This window comes from Bartonella sp. OT172YNZD (assembly GCF_042193725.1).
GTDB classification, from domain to species: domain Bacteria; phylum Pseudomonadota; class Alphaproteobacteria; order Rhizobiales; family Rhizobiaceae; genus Bartonella; species Bartonella grahamii_A.
Genome location: NZ_JBHILZ010000005.1, coordinates 1 through 17,559, shown reverse-complemented (window position 1 = coordinate 17,559; position 17,559 = coordinate 1). Strand labels below are relative to the sequence as shown.

Here is a 17,559-nt window from a genome sequence, read left to right as displayed (position 1 = left end):
AAGATATCAAAAAAATCTCTACGAGCAATGCAATAAATGTTAAAAACATAAGCTAAATTGCTCATAAAATAACATAAGAGATAAAAAATAAACCCAAGATCAATAAAAAATGTATTTCAACTCAAATTTTATTTTTGATCTTTACGTTTTTTGCGCAGTTGTTTCCACCACTCAAGACGTTTCACAATTTCACGCTCAAAACCACGCTCAACTGGTTTATAATAACTCTGACGTCCAAGTTTTTCGGGAAAATATTCTTGTCCTGAAAAAGCGTCCGGTTCATCATGGTCATAACAATAACCATTTCCATACCCTTCCTCCTTCATAAATTTCGTAGGAGCATTAAGAATATGCTTAGGAGGTGATAAAGAGCCATTTTTGCGCGCACAACGCAGTGCTGCTTTATACGCGAGATATGTTGCATTTGACTTTGGCGCAGTTGCAACATAAAGACATGCTTGCGCCAAAGCCAATTCTCCTTCTGGTGATCCTAAATAATCATAGGCATCTTTTGCTGCATTACAAATGACAAGAGCTTGAGGATCCGCCAAACCAACATCTTCAACGGCCATACGAACCAATCTTCGCCCAATATAGAGAGGATCTTCACCAGCATCCAACATACGTGCCAAATAATAAAGCGCAGCATCAGGATCAGATCCACGAACGGATTTATGCAACGCTGAAATGAGATTATAATGCCCATCTCGTCCTTTATCATAAATGGGCGCACGGCGCTGAATAACTTTTTGCAAAGCAACAACATCAAGAATCTCTCCCAATGGTGCAATAGACCAAACTTCTTCTGCCAATGTTAACGCTACCCGCGCGTCACCATCAGACATCTCTATCAAAACGTCTCTAGCATCATTATTCAAGGGAAGAATTTTTCCCTCCACTTCTTCAGCACGCCTCAAAAGCATATCCAAACTTTCATGATCATGAGAAAGAAATGTTAAAACACGTGCACGCGAAAGAAGAGCAGCATTAAGTTGAAAAGAAGGATTTTCAGTTGTTGCACCTATAAGTACTACAGTACCATCTTCCATCACAGAAAGAAAACTATCCTGCTGCGCACGATTAAACCGATGAATTTCATCAACAAAGAGAAGTGTTTTATCCCCAGATATAAAACGCCTCTGCGCAACTTCAAAAATCTTTTTAAGTTCAGAAACTCCTATAAAAATAGCAGAAACCTGTTCAAACGCAAAATTTGTTTCAAGTGCTAACAAACGTGCAACGGTCGTTTTTCCTGTCCCTGGAGGTCCCCAAAAAATCATCGACCCAATTGAGCCAGTGGCCACCATACGTGAAAGCAAACCATCCTCTCCAATCAAATGCTTTTGTCCCACAACATCATTAAGAGAGCAAGGGCGCATTCTTTCTGCAAGTGGCTGATTTTTATTAACTTGAAAATCAAACGACGAAGTAAAAAAATCTTTCTTCAAATAAACCTCACCGAATAAATTGGCGAATATACATACCATCACGTTCATATTCCAATTGCCAAGTACGCGAACGAGCTTGCATAAGAACCTTTTTCAACTGATGAACTGTTTGAATTTTATGGCCATTTACAACACGTAGAATATCTCCTGACTGAAAAATTCCAGCTGCATTGCTCATTTCATCAAGATTGGTAATCACAACCCCTTTTGCAGATATAGGAAGATGAAAACGTCGACTATTTTGCGGTGTTAAATCTAACACTTCAGCACCAGCAAGAGGACTGTCACCCATAATTTTTTCAGATTTTAAAAATGCAGTTTCTGATATCGATGAAATTGTTATTTGTGTTTTTAAAGTTTTTCCACTTCGTAAATATTCCAAAGTAAGACTATGTCCAACATCAGCTGTCATCAAACGATACCCAAGACTATCTGGACTATCAACGCGTACCCCCTGCACACTCAAAATAACATCACCTACTTTCAATCCAGCTTTTTCAGCAGGACTATCTTTGATAACTTCAATAATCAGAGCACCATAGGGACGTTCTAAACCTAAACCACCAGCAATATCAGGTGTAACATTTTGAAAAGAAGCCCCAATATAAGGCGGCACAAAATATTTTCCACCGCGTTTAACAGTATCAAGCATCACTTTTACAAGATTAACTGGAATAGCAAAACCAATCCCTACAGAACCACCGGAACGCGAATAAATAGCCGTATTAATCCCGATTAACTGACCTTTCATATCGATTAAAGCACCACCAGAATTCCCTGGATTAATGGCAGCGTCTGTTTGAATAAAAAAGTCAAAATCAGAAATCCCAACACGTGTACGCGCTTGCGCTGAAACAATACCACTTGTAACTGTTTGACCAACACCGAAAGGGTTACCAATAGCAAGAACAAGATCACCAACTTCAACAGCATCAGAATTTCCCAAAGAAAGAACAGGGAATTGAGCATCTTTTTCCTCAACTTTAAGAATTGCAATATCAGTTGCTTCATCTTTGAGCACGATCTTACTCTCAAACTCCCGCCCATCAGAAAAAGCCACTTTAATTTCGCTTGCATCTTTAATGACGTGGTAATTTGTAACAATCAAACCACGTGCATCAACAATCACCCCTGATCCTAATGACGATTGCTTGCGAACAGGCAAATTATTTTGAAAACGACCAAAAAATTGCTCAAAAAATGGATCGCCTTCAAAAGGTGATCTTGCTCTAATTTGTCGAGCTGCATAAATATTTACAACAGATGGAACTGTCTTTTTAACTAAAGGAGCAAATGAAAGAGTGATTTCTGTTTGTGTTTGAGGGACATGAGCATATACATGATCAAATGATATCTGCATCATAATTGCAAAAAAAATCCGCACCCAAAAAGAATATCTCATAATCCACTCCTTATAAAATCAGCACATTCTGTTGAAGATTAATAGAATTAAAAAACTCATCCCCGCAAACTAAGGATCTCTATTAATATTTCATAATAGAGAATAAAAACAACCTATTTAAACAATAAATATTATAAAAATAAAATAATGCAATGTCCTATAATTTTCTTTCTGAACCTATTTCTCAACTAAAACAAACTTTAAAATGCTCACAAAAAAACCGCCTAAGACAAGGCGGCCTTTAAAAATCCAACAGAATAAAAAATTCTACGAAGATGTCCCCTTTTCATTCTCAGAAACCTCTATGCGAGCACGATCCCCAGCACCCTTCGCTTCAACATCACGATCAACAAATTCTATAACAGCCATAGGCGCATTATCACCGGTACGAAACCCCGCTTTCATAATACGCAAATATCCACCGTTGCGTGATGCATAACGTGGCGCAAGCGTATCAAATAATTTTGCAACCTTTCCTGCATCACGAAGTACTGCAATTGCTTGCCGACGTGCATGCAAACCACCACGCTTACCAAGAGTAACGAGTTTTTCAACAATAGGACGAATTTCTTTAGCCTTTGGAAGCGTTGTCACAATCTGCTCATGCTCAATCAACGAAGTTGCCATATTTGCAAACATCGCTTTACGGTGACTGGCAGTACGGTTCAACTTGCGTCCTGACTTACTATGGCGCATAAACCCTCTCCTTAAATTCTAATTTTAATATTGGTCTTCATAACGTTTTGCAAGATCATCAATGTTTTCAGGCGGCCACGCAGGAATTTCCATCCCAAGATGTAAACCCATACATGCCAAAACTTCTTTAATCTCATTCAACGATTTGCGACCAAAATTCGGTGTCCGAAGCATTTCAGATTCTGTTTTTTGAATAAGATCACCAATATAGACAATATTATCATTCTTAAGACAATTTGCCGAACGAACTGAAAGTTCTAATTCATCCACTTTTTTGAGAAGTGCAGGATTAAACGAAAGCTCAGAATCAGCCTCTTCAACAGGCTCCTTCTGTGGCTCTTCAAAGTTAATAAATAACGATAATTGATCCTGAAGAATGCGTGCTGCAAAAGCAACAGCATCCTCTCCATTAACAGCACCATTCGTTTCAATCGTTAAGGTCAATTTATCATAATCCAAAACTTGACCTTCACGCGTATTTTCCACTTTATAAGACACTTTACGAATTGGTGAATAAAGACTATCAATTGGAATAAGTCCTATACGTGCATCATCAACACAATTACGATCAGATGGAACATACCCCTTTCCTGTATTGACAATAAATTCCATACGAATTTCAGCATCTTCGTCAAGAGTACAAATAACATGATCTGGATTTAGAATTGCCATATCCCCAACGGTATTGATATCTCCCGCTTTCACGACACCAGGCCCCTCTTTATAAACGACGACACGTTTAGGCCCTTCCTCTTCCATACGAAGCGCAATTTCTTTTATATTCAAAATAATATCCGTAACATCCTCACGCACACCTGGAATCGATGAAAATTCATGCAAGACACCGTCAATCTGTACAGCAGTAATAGCAGCACCACGAAGCGAAGATAACAACACGCGACGAAGTGCATTTCCTAACGTTAAGCCAAAACCCCGCTCAAGAGGTTCAGCAATCACACTTATAATATTTGGATTATCATGCGCACACGATTCAACCTTATTGGGTTTAATAAGTTCCTGCCAGTTTTTCTGAATCATATTTTTATTCCCGTTCTTTAGTTCCGTTACCATTCAATCGTAACGACCAATGTGAACATCAGAGAAATCTCCGACAACAAAAAAACAACACCCAATTAAACACGCCGCCTTTTCCGCGGACGACATCCATTATGAGGGATTGGTGTTACATCACGAATAGAAGTAATGATAAAACCAACAGATTGCAATGCACGTAGAGCAGATTCACGCCCTGATCCAGGTCCACAAACTTCAACTTCCAAAGAACGCATACCATGCTCTTGCGCTTTTCTTGCACAATCCTCCGCAGCAACTTGAGCAGCAAAAGGAGTCGATTTACGCGCACCTTTAAACCCTTGAGCCCCCGCAGATGACCAAGCAATTGTATTACCCTGAGCATCAGTAATAGTAATCATTGTGTTATTAAATGTTGAATTAATATGCACAACACCCGAAGAAATATTTTTACGTTCACGACGACGAACACGTGTGACTTCCTTGGCCATAATTTCCCTTTCAGCGATCTCATCACTGCCGTAACATCAGCAGCTCCACCTTCTTTTCCTTGTCAAACAAATCAAACAAGAAATAGAATATATAAAAACCTTCCACGAAGAATCTTATTTCTTCTTACCGGCAATTGCCTTAGCTGGCCCTTTACGCGTACGGGCATTCGTATGTGTACGCTGCCCTCGGACAGGCAAAGACCGGCGGTGACGCAATCCTCGATAACAACCAAGGTCCATCAAACGCTTAACATTCATAGCAACCTCACGACGAAGATCACCTTCAACTTGATAACCCTGATCTATCGCCTCACGAATCTGCAGCACTTCAGCATCTGAAAGTTCATGCACACGACGCCCCAAGGGAATGCCAACTCTTTCAATAATTTCCTGAGCAAATTTCGGTCCAATCCCGTGGATATATTGAAGCGCAATAATTACACGCTTATTTGTCGGGATATTGACGCCAGCAATACGAGCCACGCCTACTCTCCTTAGTTATTTTGACAAATTGTTATAAAATACCTGATACACCTTACAGAAAAAAATAGACTCAGAAAAAAATTCTTCCGAATCCTCTTATTTCACTAAAATAAATTAAATCTACTTCTGATAGATTTCATCTCAAAAGTCAACTCTTTTCATTTATTTTAAAAAAAATCTCATGAAAGAAACCCTCTAATCATACGTGTCACTTCAGCAATACCAATCATTCCATCAATAACCTTCAACATTCCCCTCTCTGAATAAAATTTTGATAAGGGAGCTGTTTTTTCACGATATTCTACTAATCTTTTTGCAAAAGCAACAGGATTGTCATCTAAACGAACTTGTCCACCAGCCGCTATCGCTTCCTCAACGCGCTTCTTCATACGTTCAATCAACACGTCTTCATCAACACACAACTCAATAACAGCATTAAGCCGCGTATTTTTTGACTCCAGTATCTGTTGTAACGCTTCTGCCTGCCCCACAGTTCGCGGATATCCATCCAAAACAAAACCGTTTACACAATCAGTTTCATCAATCCGATCTGATACGATTTGGTTAACAATACTATCAGGAACTAAAGCACCAGAACTTATAATAGCTTTAGCTTTTTTACCAATCTCCGTTTCTTTGGCAATCACCTCACGCAACATATCCCCTGTTGATAAATGAGGAATGTTATATTCCTCAGTCAACATTTTTGCTTGCGTACCTTTTCCCGCTCCAGGAGGACCTAAAAGAATAACTCTCATCGATTCCTTCTACCCCCACGAAGTTTTGATTTTTTTATCAACCCTTCATATTGGTGAGCAACAAGATACCCCTGAATTTGAGCAACCGTATCAAGTGTAACAGTAACAACAATCAACAAGGATGTTCCCCCAAGATAAAAAGGAACCTGTAATGCAGATATCATAAATTCAGGTAACAAACAAACCAAGATAATATAAATAGCGCCCACAACAGTAATACGCGTCAAAACGTAATCAATATATTCGGCTGTACGCTCACCTGGACGAATCCCTGGAATAAAACCAGAATGTTTTTTCAACTGATCTGCAGTATCACTTGGATTAAAAACAATAGCTGTATAAAAAAAGCAAAAAAACGCCATTAAAAATGCATAAACAATCATATAAAGTGGCTGTCCATGACTAAGAGCATAAGAAATCGCCTGAACCCATTGTGGCATTTTATCAGAAAAATTATTAATAGTGGCAGGTAATAACAATAAAGATGAAGCAAAAATAGGTGGAATAACACCAGCAGTATTCAACTTTAAAGGAAGATGCGACATATCTCCTTGAAACATTTGATTACCAACCTGACGTTTTGGATACTGGATAAGAATTCGCCGTTGCGCACGCTCTATAAAAACAATAAGCCCAATAACCAAAACAGCAATAAGAACGATTCCTATTAAAAGAAAAGTTGATAAATCAGCCTGACTATGAGCTGTCAAAAGCTGAGCAAAAGTAGAAGGAAAGTTGGCTACAATCCCCGTAAAGATGATAAGCGAAACCCCATTACCAACACCACGTGACGTAATTTGCTCGCCAAGCCACATGAGAAACATCGTTCCGCCGACAAGTGTAATAACAGAAGAAATACGAAACATAAGACCTGGCTCTAAAACAATTTGAAGCCCCGTCCCTATACCGCTTTCAAGCGCAACCGCAATACCAAAAGCTTGTAGAATTGCCAATACTACTGTTACATAACGCGTATATTGATTGATAATCTTACGACCTACTTCCCCTTCTTTTTTAAGAGTTTCCAAAGAAGGAATAATAGATGTTAACAATTGCACAATAATAGATGCCGATATATAAGGCATAATACCCAGCGCAAAAATAGCCATACGCCCAACGGCACCTCCAGCAAACATATTAAACAGTCCTAATACACCCGACGCGTGATGTTCAAATGTTTGCCGCAAAGCATCGATATTAATACCTGGAAGAGAGATGTAAGTACCAAAACGATATACAAGAAGCGCCGACAGAGTAAACCAGATGCGTTTCTTTAATTCAGTTGCACGCGAAAAGGTCCCGAAGTTTATATTGGAAGCAAATTGCTCTGCTGCTGATGCCATAAAACGTCTCCACTTCACACTCCAGTTCTTTAAATCAAAGAAGTATAACCCTAAAATTCATATATGCATACACAAATAGATACAGAACTTAAAAAATTCTCCACAAACGATCCCACAGAACAGATGTAACTCTTCTTTAGGTCTCTACTCATATTAAAAAAATTATTGAGCAATATCAGGAAAAATAACCTGACCACCCGCTTGTTCAATCTTAACACGAGCAGCTTGTGAAGCACCAGAAACATGAAAGATAATCTTAGCCTTCAAATCACCATCAGAAAGAAGACGAACCCCATCTTTTTCACGACGAATAATACCAGCTTCTTTCAAAACAATCATATCAACAGGCTTTTCAATATTCAACTTACCTGCATCAACTGCCACCTGAATACGCCCTAGTGAAACTTCATTGTAGTTTTTAGCAAAGAAATTTCTAAATCCACGTTTTGGCAAACGACGATAGATAGGCATTTGCCCTCCTTCAAAACCATTAAGGGAAACACCAGAACGCGACTTTTGCCCTTTTACACCACGGCCACCAGTCTTACCCGTACCGGAACCAATACCACGCCCAACACGCTTACGATTTTTTGTTGCGCCTTCGCAATCACGCAGTTCATTGAGTTTCATATCTAATACTCCCGCAACCCTTAACCTTCATCTATAACGCGAACAAGATGCCGAACCTGAGCAATCATACCCCGCACACAAAGTGTATCATCTAAAACGCGCCGACGACGCATTTTATTTAGTCCAAGCCCCTTTAAGGTTGCACGCTGAATCTGTGAGTTTCGAATAGGGCTTCCAATTTGCTCCACCGTAATAGTTTTACCACTCTGAGATTTTTTCTGAACCATTTCTTAATTCCTTTTCTGATAATCTCAGAAACTATCCTTCTAGATCGACTGAATGGCGACGACGCGCCTGCAAAGTCGAATATTTTATACCACGTTGAGCAGCAATATCTCTAGGATGCATTTGATGTTTCAACGCATCAAACGTTGCACGAACCATGTTATAAGGATTCGACGATCCTAGTGATTTTGCAACGACATCCTGTATACCAAGAGCTTCAAAAATAGCACGCATAGGCCCCCCAGCAATAATACCAGTACCAGCAGAAGCCGAACGTAGCAAAACACGCCCAGCTCCGTGATGCCCTTCAAGATCATGATGCAATGTACGTCCAGACCGAAGCGGAACATAAATCATCCCACGTTTTGCAGATTCCGTTGCTTTACGAACGGCTTCTGGAACTTCACGGGCTTTACCATGTCCAAAACCCACACGCCCTTTTTGATCTCCAATGACAACAAGAGCGGCAAAACCAAAACGCCGACCACCCTTTACAACTTTAGCAACACGATTGATATGAACTAGCCTATCGACAAATTCATTATCGCGTTCTTCTCTCTCACCACGTTCTTTTTGTGCCATTCCTCATTCCTTTTTCTTTTCCGGAAGCACGATAACAAAGTCCCTCATCAAACTGGAAGAACTTAAATGAAACACTCTAAACTCTCCTTACTCATTCATAAATAAGAAATTTTAGAAATTCAAACCACCTTCACGAGCAGCTTCAGCTAAAGCTTTGACTCGACCATGGTACACATAGGCTCCACGATCAAAAACCACCTCATTAACACCCACTTTCTTCGCACGCTCAGCAATTAACTTACCAACAGCGAAGGCCGCTTTTTTATCAGCACCACTCTTTAACGACTTTTTTAAATCACTTTCAAGAGTAGAGGCTGAAACAAGTGTACATCCCCGTAAATCATCGATAACTTGAGCATAAATGTTCTGATTTGAACGATAAACACTAAGACGAGGACGATCATGAGAAACCATTTTAACTCTACGACGAACACGCCTTGCACGACGTTGGATAATGTCCTTAGATGAAACCATAATACAAAATCCTTATTTCTTTTTACCTTCTTTACGAAAGATACGTTCATCTGCATGCTTAACACCTTTACCTTTATAAGGCTCAGGCCTACGATACTCACGAATCTCTGCTGCAACTTGTCCAACTTTCTGCTTATCAATTCCAAAAATAACAATTTCTGTTGGCTTAGGAACAGTCACAGTAACACCCGATGGAACTTTATAAACCACATCATGCGAAAAGCCTAGAGATAGTTGAACATCCTTACCCTGCAAAGCAGCACGATAACCAACCCCATTAATCTCCAATCTCTTTTCAAAACCATCTTTCACACCGCAAAAAATATTCTCAATCATTGAGCGCGACATACCCCATTTAGAACGCGCATCTTTTGACTGATCCCGCGGCATAACTGATATGATATTTTCCTCAAACTTGACTAAGACTTCATCATTGACGACGTAACTCAGCTCACCTTTTGGACCTTTTGCCTTAACCAGCTGACCTTCAACAGTAGCAGTAACTCCAGAAGGAATTGAAACGGGTTTCTTTCCAATACGAGACATTCTTCTAACCTACTTTTTCTTCCGTTTTCTTGACATAACTTAGAAAACACGACAAAGGAGTTCTCCACCAACATTCTGTTCACGCGCCTCATGATCTGCCATAACGCCTTTAGGAGTCGATAAAATCGAAATACCAAGACCATTTGCCACCTGTGGAAGTGACTTAGCAGAAACATACACACGACGACCTGGCTTTGATACACGTGAAATCTCACGAATAGCAGCCAACCCTTCAAAATACTTCAATTCGATTTCAATTTCAGCTTTCCCATCACCTAAATCAATTTGATTATATCCGCGAATATAACCTTCAGACTGAAGAACATCAAGAACATGCGCACGAAGCTTCGAAGCTGGAGTAACTACTTTACTTTTTTTACGACCAAGTGCATTACGAATACGCGTTAACATATCACCAAGAGGATCTGACATAGACATTAAATAATCTCCTCTTACCAACTAGACTTTACAATACCAGGAATATGGCCAATAGAGCCAAGCTCACGCAACGCAATTCGCGACATTTTTAATTTACGATAATAAGCCCGCGGACGACCTGAAACCTCACAGCGATTACGAATACGAACTTTCGAAGAATTACGCGGCAACTCTGCCAACTGAACAGAAGCTTTAAAACGTTCTTCAAGAGAAACCTTCTGATCCATAACTACTGCTTTCAAACGTGCACGACGGGCAGCATAACGCTTTACCATCACCTCACGACGCTTATTTTTTTCAACGGCACTTACTTTGGCCATAATTTCACCTCACTACGTTTGCCGTTACGAACGAAAAGGAAAATTAAAAGCACGCAATAACTCACGAGCTTCATCATCCGTTTTTGCTGTCGTACAAACGATAATATCCATGCCCCAAATTTGATCAACTTTATCATAGTTGATTTCTGGAAATACAATGTGTTCTTTAATACCCATAGCAAAATTGCCACGACCATCAAAACTCTTTGGATTTAAACCACGAAAGTCACGAACCCGTGGAAGAGCAATCGTAACAAGACGATCTAAAAACTCAAACATACGATCTTTACGCAATGTAACTTTAGCCCCAAGAGGCATTCCTTCACGAACCTTAAAGGTCGCAATAGAATTACGCGCACGCGTAACAACAGCCTTCTGACCTGTTATTAGCCCTAAATCCTCAGCAGCGAGGGAAGGCTTCTTTGAATCAGCAGTTGCTTCACCTATCCCCATATTTATTACAATTTTATCAATCCGCGGAATTTGCATCGCATTTCTGTAATTAAACTTCTCTTGAAGCACTTTACGAATCACTTCAAAATAATGCACTTTCATACGCGGTATTTGTCTGTCCTCAGCCATTAATTAAATCTCCCGAACGCTTGGCAAAACGCACTTTATTACCATCTGCATTCATACGAAAGCCTACACGTGTAGGCTTACCATCTTTAGGATCAGCAATCGCCAAATTAGACAGATGAATCGGAGCTTCTTTAGAAATAATTCCAGCTTCTTGCTTCTGCGTTTGACGTTGATGACGTTTAATCATATTAATCCCACGAACAAAAGCCTTATTCTCTTTTGGACTAACCTTAATTACTTCACCACTACATCCTTTATCCTTACCGGATAAAACAACAACTTTATCACCTTTTCGAATCTTCTGCACAACATTTACTCCTTACAAAACCTCAGGAGCGAGCGAGATGATCTTCATATGATTCCCACCACGCAATTCGCGAGGAACAGGTCCAAAGATACGAGTACCAACCGGCTCTTTTTTATTATCCACTAAAACCGCAGCATTACTATCAAAACGAATGACACTACCATCTGCACGACGAATATCCTTAGCAGTACGAACCACAACAGCTTTCATAACATCACCTTTTTTAACACGGCCACGAGGAATAGCATCCTTAACCGAAACAACAATAATGTCACCGACCGAAGCATATTTCCGCTTTGAACCACCTAACACCTTGATGCACATGACACGACGAGCACCAGAATTATCAGCAACGTCGAGGTTTGTTTGCATCTGAATCATGACTGGGCACCTTCTCTTAACACATATATCCAATTGTACCTTTTATACACTCGGATTTGCCTGCCAAATAACAATAAAGTTATCGCCTTCAAATTTATCAATGATAAAAACACCGTTAAATTCTAAAACAATAAACTTAACTCATTACGCTACATTGTCTTTTACAACAATCCAACATTTATCTTTCGAAATTGGTCTAGATTCTTGAATAGAAACTTGATCCCCAATCTTGAATTGGTTGTTTTCGTCATGCGCTTTATAATTTTTAGACTGCCGAACAGTCTTCTTAAGAAGCGGATGAGAATAACGGCGCTCAACTTTGACAACAACAGTCTTATCACTTTTGTCGCTAATAACAACACCCTGCAAAACGCGTTTAGGCATTTCTTATTTCCTTAAACCTTACTTTCACTTAATCTTTTGACGAAGAAAAGTTTTAATACGCGCAATATCACGACGAACTTGTCTAACGCGCGCAGTCTTTTCTAATTGACCTGTTGCTTTTTGAAAACGCAAATTAAATTGCTCTTTCTTTAACTTAGCCAATTCATCTTTCATTTGGTCGAGCGTTTGCGCCCGTAATTCTGTGGCTCTCATCGCTTAACCTCATTATTCAGCAATACGCTGGATGAAACGCGTTTTTATAGGCAACTTTGCAGCACCCAATCTTAATGCTTCACGTGCAACATCCTCAGGAATTCCATCAAGCTCAAACATGATGCGTCCAGGAGCGACACGTGCAGCCCAATAGTCGACACTTCCCTTACCTTTACCCATGCGAACTTCAGTCGGTTTCGATGTAACCGGAAGATCTGGAAAAATGCGAATCCACACACGACCAGAACGCTTCATATAACGTGTAATCGCACGGCGCGCCGCTTCAATTTGACGAGCCGTAACCCGCTCTGGCTCAACAGCCTTCAAACCGTAAGCACCGAAATTCAAATCCGTACCACCCTTCGCAAAACCGTGAATACGGCCCTTGAACTGTTTACGGAACTTTGTGCGCTTTGGCTGCAACATTGTTCTCTACTCCAAATTTTAGTTCAATCTTAAAAACTAAGCATTTTCGCGGCGACGATTCGACGAAGAACCAGATTGATCAACTTCCGTTGCACGACGTTCCGAAGCCATCGGATCATGTTCAAGAATCTCACCCTTAAAGACCCAAACTTTAATACCACAAATACCATAAGCGGTCTTAGCTTCTGCTGTACCGTAATCAACATCAGAACGCAAGGTATGAAGTGGAACACGACCTTCACGATACCATTCCATACGAGCAATTTCAGCACCACCAAGACGGCCAGAACAATTGATACGAATACCTTCCGCACCAAGACGCATAGCAGACTGAACAGCACGCTTCATTGCACGACGAAAAGCAACACGACGCTCTAACTGTTGAGCAATTGATTGTGCAATAATCGTCGCATCAATCTCCGGTTTACGAATCTCCACAATATTCAATGAAGTTTCAGCATCCGTCATTTCTGAGAGCTTACGACGAAGCTTTTCGATATCAGCACCCTTTTTACCAATAATCAAACCAGGACGTGCAGAATGAATCGTAATACGACACTTTTTATGAGGACGCTCAATAACAACCTTAGAAATAGCGGCCTGTTTAAGCTCTTCAAGCACATATGAACGAATTTTCAAATCTTCATGAAGAAGGCGTCCATATTCACCACTATCAGCATACCAACGAGAGTCCCAAGTCCGATTAACACCAAGACGAAGTCCTATTGGATTGATCTTCTGACCCATTACGCGGCCTCCACTTTTTCGGTAACTTCACGAACAATAACAGTAAGATGCGAAAATGGACGTTCAATTCTACTAGCACGCCCTCGACCACGAACATGAAAGCGCTTCATCACTATCGACTTACCAACATAAGCTTCGGCCACAATAAGCGAATCAATATCAAGATCGTGGTTATTTTCTGCATTTGCAATCGCTGATTCAAGCGTTTTTTTCACAGTAGCAGCAATACGCTTGCGTGAAAACATCAAATCAGCGAGTGCTACATTAACTCTTTTACCACGAATCATTGCAGCAACTAAATTAAGCTTCTGCGGACTAACACGAATTGTCCGTGTAACAGCTCTTGCTTCATTATCTTTAAGCTGGCGCGAAACTTTAGCTTTTCCCATTCCTACTTCCTCTTCGCTTTTTTATCAGCACCATGACCATAATAAGTCCGGGTAGGAGCGAACTCACCAAACTTATGTCCAACCATCTCTTCAGAAACAGAAACAGGAATATGCTTATTACCGTTGTAGACACCAAAAGTTAAACCAACAAATTGCGGTAAAATAGTAGAGCGACGACTCCATATTTTTATAACTTCATTGCGCCCACTTGCACGTACCTTTTCTGCTTTACCAAGAAGATAGCCGTCAACAAACGGACCTTTCCAAACTGAACGAACCACTTCAGACTACCTTTCTCATTTCTTGCGTTGATGACGCGTACGCATAATAAATTTATCAGTGGCTTTATTGGAGCGCGTACGCTTACCTTTCGTAGGGTTACCCCAAGGAGATACTGGATGGCGCCCCCCCGATGTACGACCTTCACCACCACCGTGCGGATGATCAACGGGGTTCATAGCAACACCACGAACATGTGGACGTTTACCACGCCAACGTGACCGACCTGCTTTACCATCATTAATATTCCCATGATCAGGATTTGAAACAGCGCCAACAGTTGCAAAACAGCTACTAGGAACCAAACGCTGTTCACCAGAATTTAAACGAAGAATAGCCATACCATGATCTCGCCCAACCAACTGCGCATAAGCACCTGCTGAACGTGCAATCTGCCCCCCTTTTCCTGGCTTCATCTCAACATTATGAATAATTGTGCCTACGGGCATATTACCAAGAGGCATAGCATTACCTGGTTTAACATCCACATTTAAACCAGCCATAACAGAATCACCAACAGCAAGACGCTGTGGCGCAAGAATATAACTCAATTGCCCATCCTCATAGCGAATTAAAGCAATAAAAGCGGTACGATTAGGATCATATTCTAAACGCTCAACCTTTGCTGAAACATCACGTTTAAGACGCTTAAAGTCGATAAACCGATAACTACGTTTATGTCCACCACCCTGAAAACGGGCAGTAACACGACCACGATTATTACGTCCACCCTTTGAAGATAAACCTTCAGTCAACATCTTTATAGGTTTTCCCTTATAAAGGCAAGAACGTTCTACAATAACAAGCTGACGCTGCCCAGGTGTTGTTGGATTAAATTGCTTAAGTGCCATTATTCCTATCTCCGAGCCTCTTTAAAGACCTGTCGAAACGTCGATAGTCTGACCACTGGCCAGAGTCACGATCGCTTTTTTGACATCACTCTGCCGACCAACTATACCTTTGAAACGCTTCACTTTACCCTTACGGACTATCGTGTTAACTGCTTTAACTTTTACGCTAAAAAGCGCTTCAATAGCAGCCTTAATCTCAGGCTTCGTCGCTTTCGGCGCGACATTAAAAGCAACTTGATTACATTCAGAAATCATAGTCGACTTTTCAGTAATAACTGGACTAATAATTATATCATAATGGCGAAGATCTGTCATTTAAAACGCTCCTCAAGAGCCTCAACAGCTGCCTTTGATAAAACAAGCTTGCTGCGACGCAAAATATCATAAACATTAATTCCCTGAATAGGCAAAATATCAATATTAGGGATATTAGAGGCTGCACGAAAAAAGGTAATATCAATCTCTTTACCACCAATCAAGAGAGCGTTATTAAATCCAAGTTTAGAAAAATGAGAAACAAGCATTCTCGTTTTAGCATCCTTAACAGTCAACTCATCCACAATAATTAAATCTTTTGCTTTTAATTTTGCAGATAAAGCAAGACGTAACCCAAGAGCACGAACCTTTTTAGGAAGATCATGCGCATGGCTACGAACCACCGGTCCATGTGCCTTACCCCCACCTCTAAACTGCGGTGCACGTGCAGATGAATGTCGAGCACGCCCAGTTCCTTTCTGTTTAAACATTTTTGCCCCTGTTCGCGACACATCAGAACGACCTTGGGATTGATGATTTCCCTGCTGACGACGTGCAAGCTGCCAACGAACAACACGTTGCAAAATATCCTCACGTGGAACAAGATCAAAAATAGCTTCAGAAACCTTTAATTTGCCGGCTTCATTACCATCAAGAGTTTTAATTACAAGATCCATTATTAGGCTCCCTCAACTTCAGAGGTTTCCGTCACCGGAGTAACCATTTCTGTTTTCTCCTTCACAAGACGGCGAATACCAGCAGGCTTTGGAGCATTATCAGGAAGACACTTCTTCACAGCATCCCGTATCAAAATCCAAGAACCTTTAGAACCAGAAACAGCGCCACGCACTAAAATTAAACCACGCTCACTATCAGTGGAAATAACTTCAACATTCTGTGTTGTTACACGTACTCGCCCCATATGGCCAGCCATTTTTTTACCTTTAAAAACTTTACCAGGATCTTGACACTGCCCTGTAGAACCATGAGAGCGATGTGTGATCGAATTACCATGGGAAGCACGATGCCCACCAAAGTTATGCCGTTTCATAACACCAGCAAACCCCTTACCAATACTGGTACCAGTCACATCAACCCTTTGCCCTGGAACAAAATGTTCTACTGTAATCTCAGTACCAACATCAAGAAGATTGTCGGGACTCACACGAAACTCCGCTATTTTGGCTTTAGGCTCAACAGAAGCCTTAGCAAAATGTCCACGAAGAGCTTGTGAAGTATTATTAACTTTAGCAAAGCCTACACCTAATTGAACAGCAGTATAACCATTCTTTTCAACTGTACGCTGAGCAACGACTTGACAATTCTCCAAACGAAGTACCGTCACCGGCACATGCTCACCAGCATCATTATAAATACGGGTCATGCCCAGCTTCTGTGCTATTACACCTGAACGCATCGGGTCTGTTCCTTCTGTCCTCAAACCTCAGAGCTTAATTTCTACATCCACACCAGCAGAAAGATCGAGCTTCATAAGCGCATCCACTGTTTGCGGCGTTGGATCAACAATATCAAGAAGACGCTTATGTGTTCGCATCTCAAACTGCTCACGACTCTTCTTATCGATATGCGGTCCACGATTGACCGTAAATTTCTCAATCCGCGTCGGAAGCGGAATAGGACCACGGACATTTGCACCGGTACGTTTAGCAGTCGATACAATCTCACGCGTCGACGTATCAAGAATTCTATGATCAAACGCTTTCAAGCGAATGCGAATATTTTGACTGTTCATGCTCTTTATTTCCCTGTTATACAAAGTGCCTTCAATAATCAAAGCACTCAACAAGCATTATTTATTCAATGATCTTAGAGACGATACCGGCACCAACAGTACGACCACCTTCACGAATAGCAAA

The 17,559-nt window shown here is 40.7% G+C and carries 28 protein-coding genes and 2 pseudogenes; all 30 read right to left on the bottom strand.

The window, feature by feature from the left end; all coding sequences use genetic code 11:
• Nucleotides 1-128: 128 nt before the first annotated feature.
• Nucleotides 129-1,448 carry a replication-associated recombination protein A gene (locus tag ACFIJS_RS03050; RefSeq protein WP_375649981.1) on the bottom strand — a complete coding sequence of 440 codons (1,320 nt, stop codon included), beginning with the start codon at nucleotides 1,446-1,448 and terminating at the stop codon, nucleotides 129-131.
• Between the two features lie 7 nt (nucleotides 1,449-1,455).
• Complete coding sequence (locus ACFIJS_RS03045; RefSeq protein WP_375649819.1) at nucleotides 1,456-2,850, bottom strand: DegQ family serine endoprotease; 1,395 nt, start codon at nucleotides 2,848-2,850, stop codon at nucleotides 1,456-1,458.
• A 267-nt stretch (nucleotides 2,851-3,117) separates the two neighbouring features.
• Nucleotides 3,118-3,546, bottom strand: a complete 429-nt coding sequence (gene rplQ, locus ACFIJS_RS03040) for a 50S ribosomal protein L17 (protein WP_375649817.1) — start codon at nucleotides 3,544-3,546, stop codon at nucleotides 3,118-3,120.
• A gap of 24 nt (nucleotides 3,547-3,570) precedes the next feature.
• Complete coding sequence (locus ACFIJS_RS03035) at nucleotides 3,571-4,584, bottom strand: DNA-directed RNA polymerase subunit alpha (protein WP_375649814.1); 1,014 nt, start codon at nucleotides 4,582-4,584, stop codon at nucleotides 3,571-3,573.
• Nucleotides 4,585-4,679: 95 nt separating this feature from the next.
• Nucleotides 4,680-5,069, bottom strand: a complete 390-nt coding sequence (rpsK, locus tag ACFIJS_RS03030) for a 30S ribosomal protein S11 (protein WP_375649812.1) — start codon at nucleotides 5,067-5,069, stop codon at nucleotides 4,680-4,682.
• Nucleotides 5,070-5,183: 114 nt separating this feature from the next.
• Entirely contained in the window at nucleotides 5,184-5,552 is a 369-nt protein-coding gene (gene rpsM, locus ACFIJS_RS03025) for a 30S ribosomal protein S13 (protein WP_026500557.1), read from the bottom strand.
• A 179-nt stretch (nucleotides 5,553-5,731) separates the two neighbouring features.
• Nucleotides 5,732-6,310 (bottom strand): adenylate kinase, encoded by a 579-nt coding sequence (locus ACFIJS_RS03020; protein ID WP_375649809.1) that lies wholly within the window; start codon nucleotides 6,308-6,310, stop codon nucleotides 5,732-5,734.
• Complete coding sequence (secY, locus tag ACFIJS_RS03015) at nucleotides 6,307-7,653, bottom strand: preprotein translocase subunit SecY (RefSeq protein ID WP_375649979.1); 1,347 nt, start codon at nucleotides 7,651-7,653, stop codon at nucleotides 6,307-6,309. The genes ACFIJS_RS03020 and secY overlap by 4 nt, the downstream gene beginning before the upstream one ends.
• Before the next feature lie 162 nt (nucleotides 7,654-7,815).
• A complete protein-coding gene (gene rplO / locus ACFIJS_RS03010) occupies nucleotides 7,816-8,283 on the bottom strand; it encodes a 50S ribosomal protein L15 (RefSeq protein WP_375649807.1) in 468 nt (155 codons plus the stop codon).
• A gap of 20 nt (nucleotides 8,284-8,303) precedes the next feature.
• Nucleotides 8,304-8,510, bottom strand: a complete 207-nt coding sequence (gene rpmD, locus ACFIJS_RS03005; protein WP_015856573.1) for a 50S ribosomal protein L30 — start codon at nucleotides 8,508-8,510, stop codon at nucleotides 8,304-8,306.
• A gap of 31 nt (nucleotides 8,511-8,541) precedes the next feature.
• Nucleotides 8,542-9,090 (bottom strand): 30S ribosomal protein S5, encoded by a 549-nt coding sequence (gene rpsE, locus ACFIJS_RS03000; RefSeq protein ID WP_375649805.1) that lies wholly within the window; start codon nucleotides 9,088-9,090, stop codon nucleotides 8,542-8,544.
• 111 nt (nucleotides 9,091-9,201) lie between these two features.
• Complete coding sequence (gene rplR / locus ACFIJS_RS02995; protein ID WP_375649802.1) at nucleotides 9,202-9,564, bottom strand: 50S ribosomal protein L18; 363 nt, start codon at nucleotides 9,562-9,564, stop codon at nucleotides 9,202-9,204.
• A gap of 12 nt (nucleotides 9,565-9,576) precedes the next feature.
• Nucleotides 9,577-10,110 (bottom strand): 50S ribosomal protein L6, encoded by a 534-nt coding sequence (gene rplF / locus ACFIJS_RS02990; protein ID WP_375649800.1) that lies wholly within the window; start codon nucleotides 10,108-10,110, stop codon nucleotides 9,577-9,579.
• Between the two features lie 39 nt (nucleotides 10,111-10,149).
• Nucleotides 10,150-10,548 (bottom strand): 30S ribosomal protein S8, encoded by a 399-nt coding sequence (rpsH, locus tag ACFIJS_RS02985; RefSeq protein WP_375649798.1) that lies wholly within the window; start codon nucleotides 10,546-10,548, stop codon nucleotides 10,150-10,152.
• A gap of 14 nt (nucleotides 10,549-10,562) precedes the next feature.
• Nucleotides 10,563-10,868, bottom strand: coding sequence for a 30S ribosomal protein S14 (gene rpsN, locus ACFIJS_RS02980; protein WP_375624080.1), 306 nt, complete (start codon nucleotides 10,866-10,868; stop codon nucleotides 10,563-10,565).
• A gap of 24 nt (nucleotides 10,869-10,892) precedes the next feature.
• A complete protein-coding gene (gene rplE, locus ACFIJS_RS02975; protein WP_375649795.1) occupies nucleotides 10,893-11,450 on the bottom strand; it encodes a 50S ribosomal protein L5 in 558 nt (185 codons plus the stop codon).
• Nucleotides 11,443-11,757 (bottom strand): 50S ribosomal protein L24, encoded by a 315-nt coding sequence (gene rplX / locus ACFIJS_RS02970; RefSeq protein WP_375624084.1) that lies wholly within the window; start codon nucleotides 11,755-11,757, stop codon nucleotides 11,443-11,445. Before rplX ends, rplE begins: the two co-directional genes overlap by 8 nt.
• Before the next feature lie 12 nt (nucleotides 11,758-11,769).
• Nucleotides 11,770-12,138 (bottom strand): 50S ribosomal protein L14, encoded by a 369-nt coding sequence (gene rplN / locus ACFIJS_RS02965; RefSeq protein ID WP_375649793.1) that lies wholly within the window; start codon nucleotides 12,136-12,138, stop codon nucleotides 11,770-11,772.
• Nucleotides 12,139-12,282: 144 nt separating this feature from the next.
• A complete protein-coding gene (rpsQ, locus tag ACFIJS_RS02960) occupies nucleotides 12,283-12,522 on the bottom strand; it encodes a 30S ribosomal protein S17 (protein ID WP_012231991.1) in 240 nt (79 codons plus the stop codon).
• Nucleotides 12,523-12,533: 11 nt separating this feature from the next.
• Nucleotides 12,534-12,735 (bottom strand): annotated as a pseudogene (gene rpmC / locus ACFIJS_RS02955) (50S ribosomal protein L29).
• Nucleotides 12,736-12,747: 12 nt separating this feature from the next.
• Entirely contained in the window at nucleotides 12,748-13,161 is a 414-nt protein-coding gene (gene rplP, locus ACFIJS_RS02950; protein ID WP_375649791.1) for a 50S ribosomal protein L16, read from the bottom strand.
• Nucleotides 13,162-13,197: 36 nt separating this feature from the next.
• The gene (rpsC, locus tag ACFIJS_RS02945; RefSeq protein ID WP_015856582.1) at nucleotides 13,198-13,908 is read right to left on the bottom strand and encodes a 30S ribosomal protein S3; all 711 of its coding nucleotides are present in this window, start codon (nucleotides 13,906-13,908) and stop codon (nucleotides 13,198-13,200) included.
• Nucleotides 13,908-14,297: a 50S ribosomal protein L22 gene (gene rplV, locus ACFIJS_RS02940; RefSeq protein ID WP_375624090.1), complete on the bottom strand. Its 390-nt coding sequence runs from the start codon at nucleotides 14,295-14,297 to the stop codon at nucleotides 13,908-13,910. The genes rpsC and rplV overlap by 1 nt, the downstream gene beginning before the upstream one ends.
• 2 nt (nucleotides 14,298-14,299) lie before the next feature.
• Entirely contained in the window at nucleotides 14,300-14,578 is a 279-nt protein-coding gene (gene rpsS, locus ACFIJS_RS02935; RefSeq protein ID WP_004855734.1) for a 30S ribosomal protein S19, read from the bottom strand.
• A 15-nt stretch (nucleotides 14,579-14,593) separates the two neighbouring features.
• Nucleotides 14,594-15,427, bottom strand: coding sequence for a 50S ribosomal protein L2 (rplB, locus tag ACFIJS_RS02930; RefSeq protein WP_375649788.1), 834 nt, complete (start codon nucleotides 15,425-15,427; stop codon nucleotides 14,594-14,596).
• A 21-nt stretch (nucleotides 15,428-15,448) separates the two neighbouring features.
• A complete protein-coding gene (locus tag ACFIJS_RS02925; protein WP_375649786.1) occupies nucleotides 15,449-15,742 on the bottom strand; it encodes a 50S ribosomal protein L23 in 294 nt (97 codons plus the stop codon).
• Complete coding sequence (gene rplD, locus ACFIJS_RS02920) at nucleotides 15,739-16,359, bottom strand: 50S ribosomal protein L4 (protein WP_375649784.1); 621 nt, start codon at nucleotides 16,357-16,359, stop codon at nucleotides 15,739-15,741. Before rplD ends, ACFIJS_RS02925 begins: the two co-directional genes overlap by 4 nt.
• A gap of 2 nt (nucleotides 16,360-16,361) precedes the next feature.
• Nucleotides 16,362-17,099 (bottom strand): 50S ribosomal protein L3, encoded by a 738-nt coding sequence (rplC, locus tag ACFIJS_RS02915; RefSeq protein ID WP_375649781.1) that lies wholly within the window; start codon nucleotides 17,097-17,099, stop codon nucleotides 16,362-16,364.
• A gap of 27 nt (nucleotides 17,100-17,126) precedes the next feature.
• Nucleotides 17,127-17,435 carry a 30S ribosomal protein S10 gene (gene rpsJ / locus ACFIJS_RS02910; protein ID WP_005773267.1) on the bottom strand — a complete coding sequence of 103 codons (309 nt, stop codon included), beginning with the start codon at nucleotides 17,433-17,435 and terminating at the stop codon, nucleotides 17,127-17,129.
• Between the two features lie 61 nt (nucleotides 17,436-17,496).
• Nucleotides 17,497-17,559: pseudogene (locus ACFIJS_RS02905) on the bottom strand (elongation factor Tu); the annotation flags it as partial.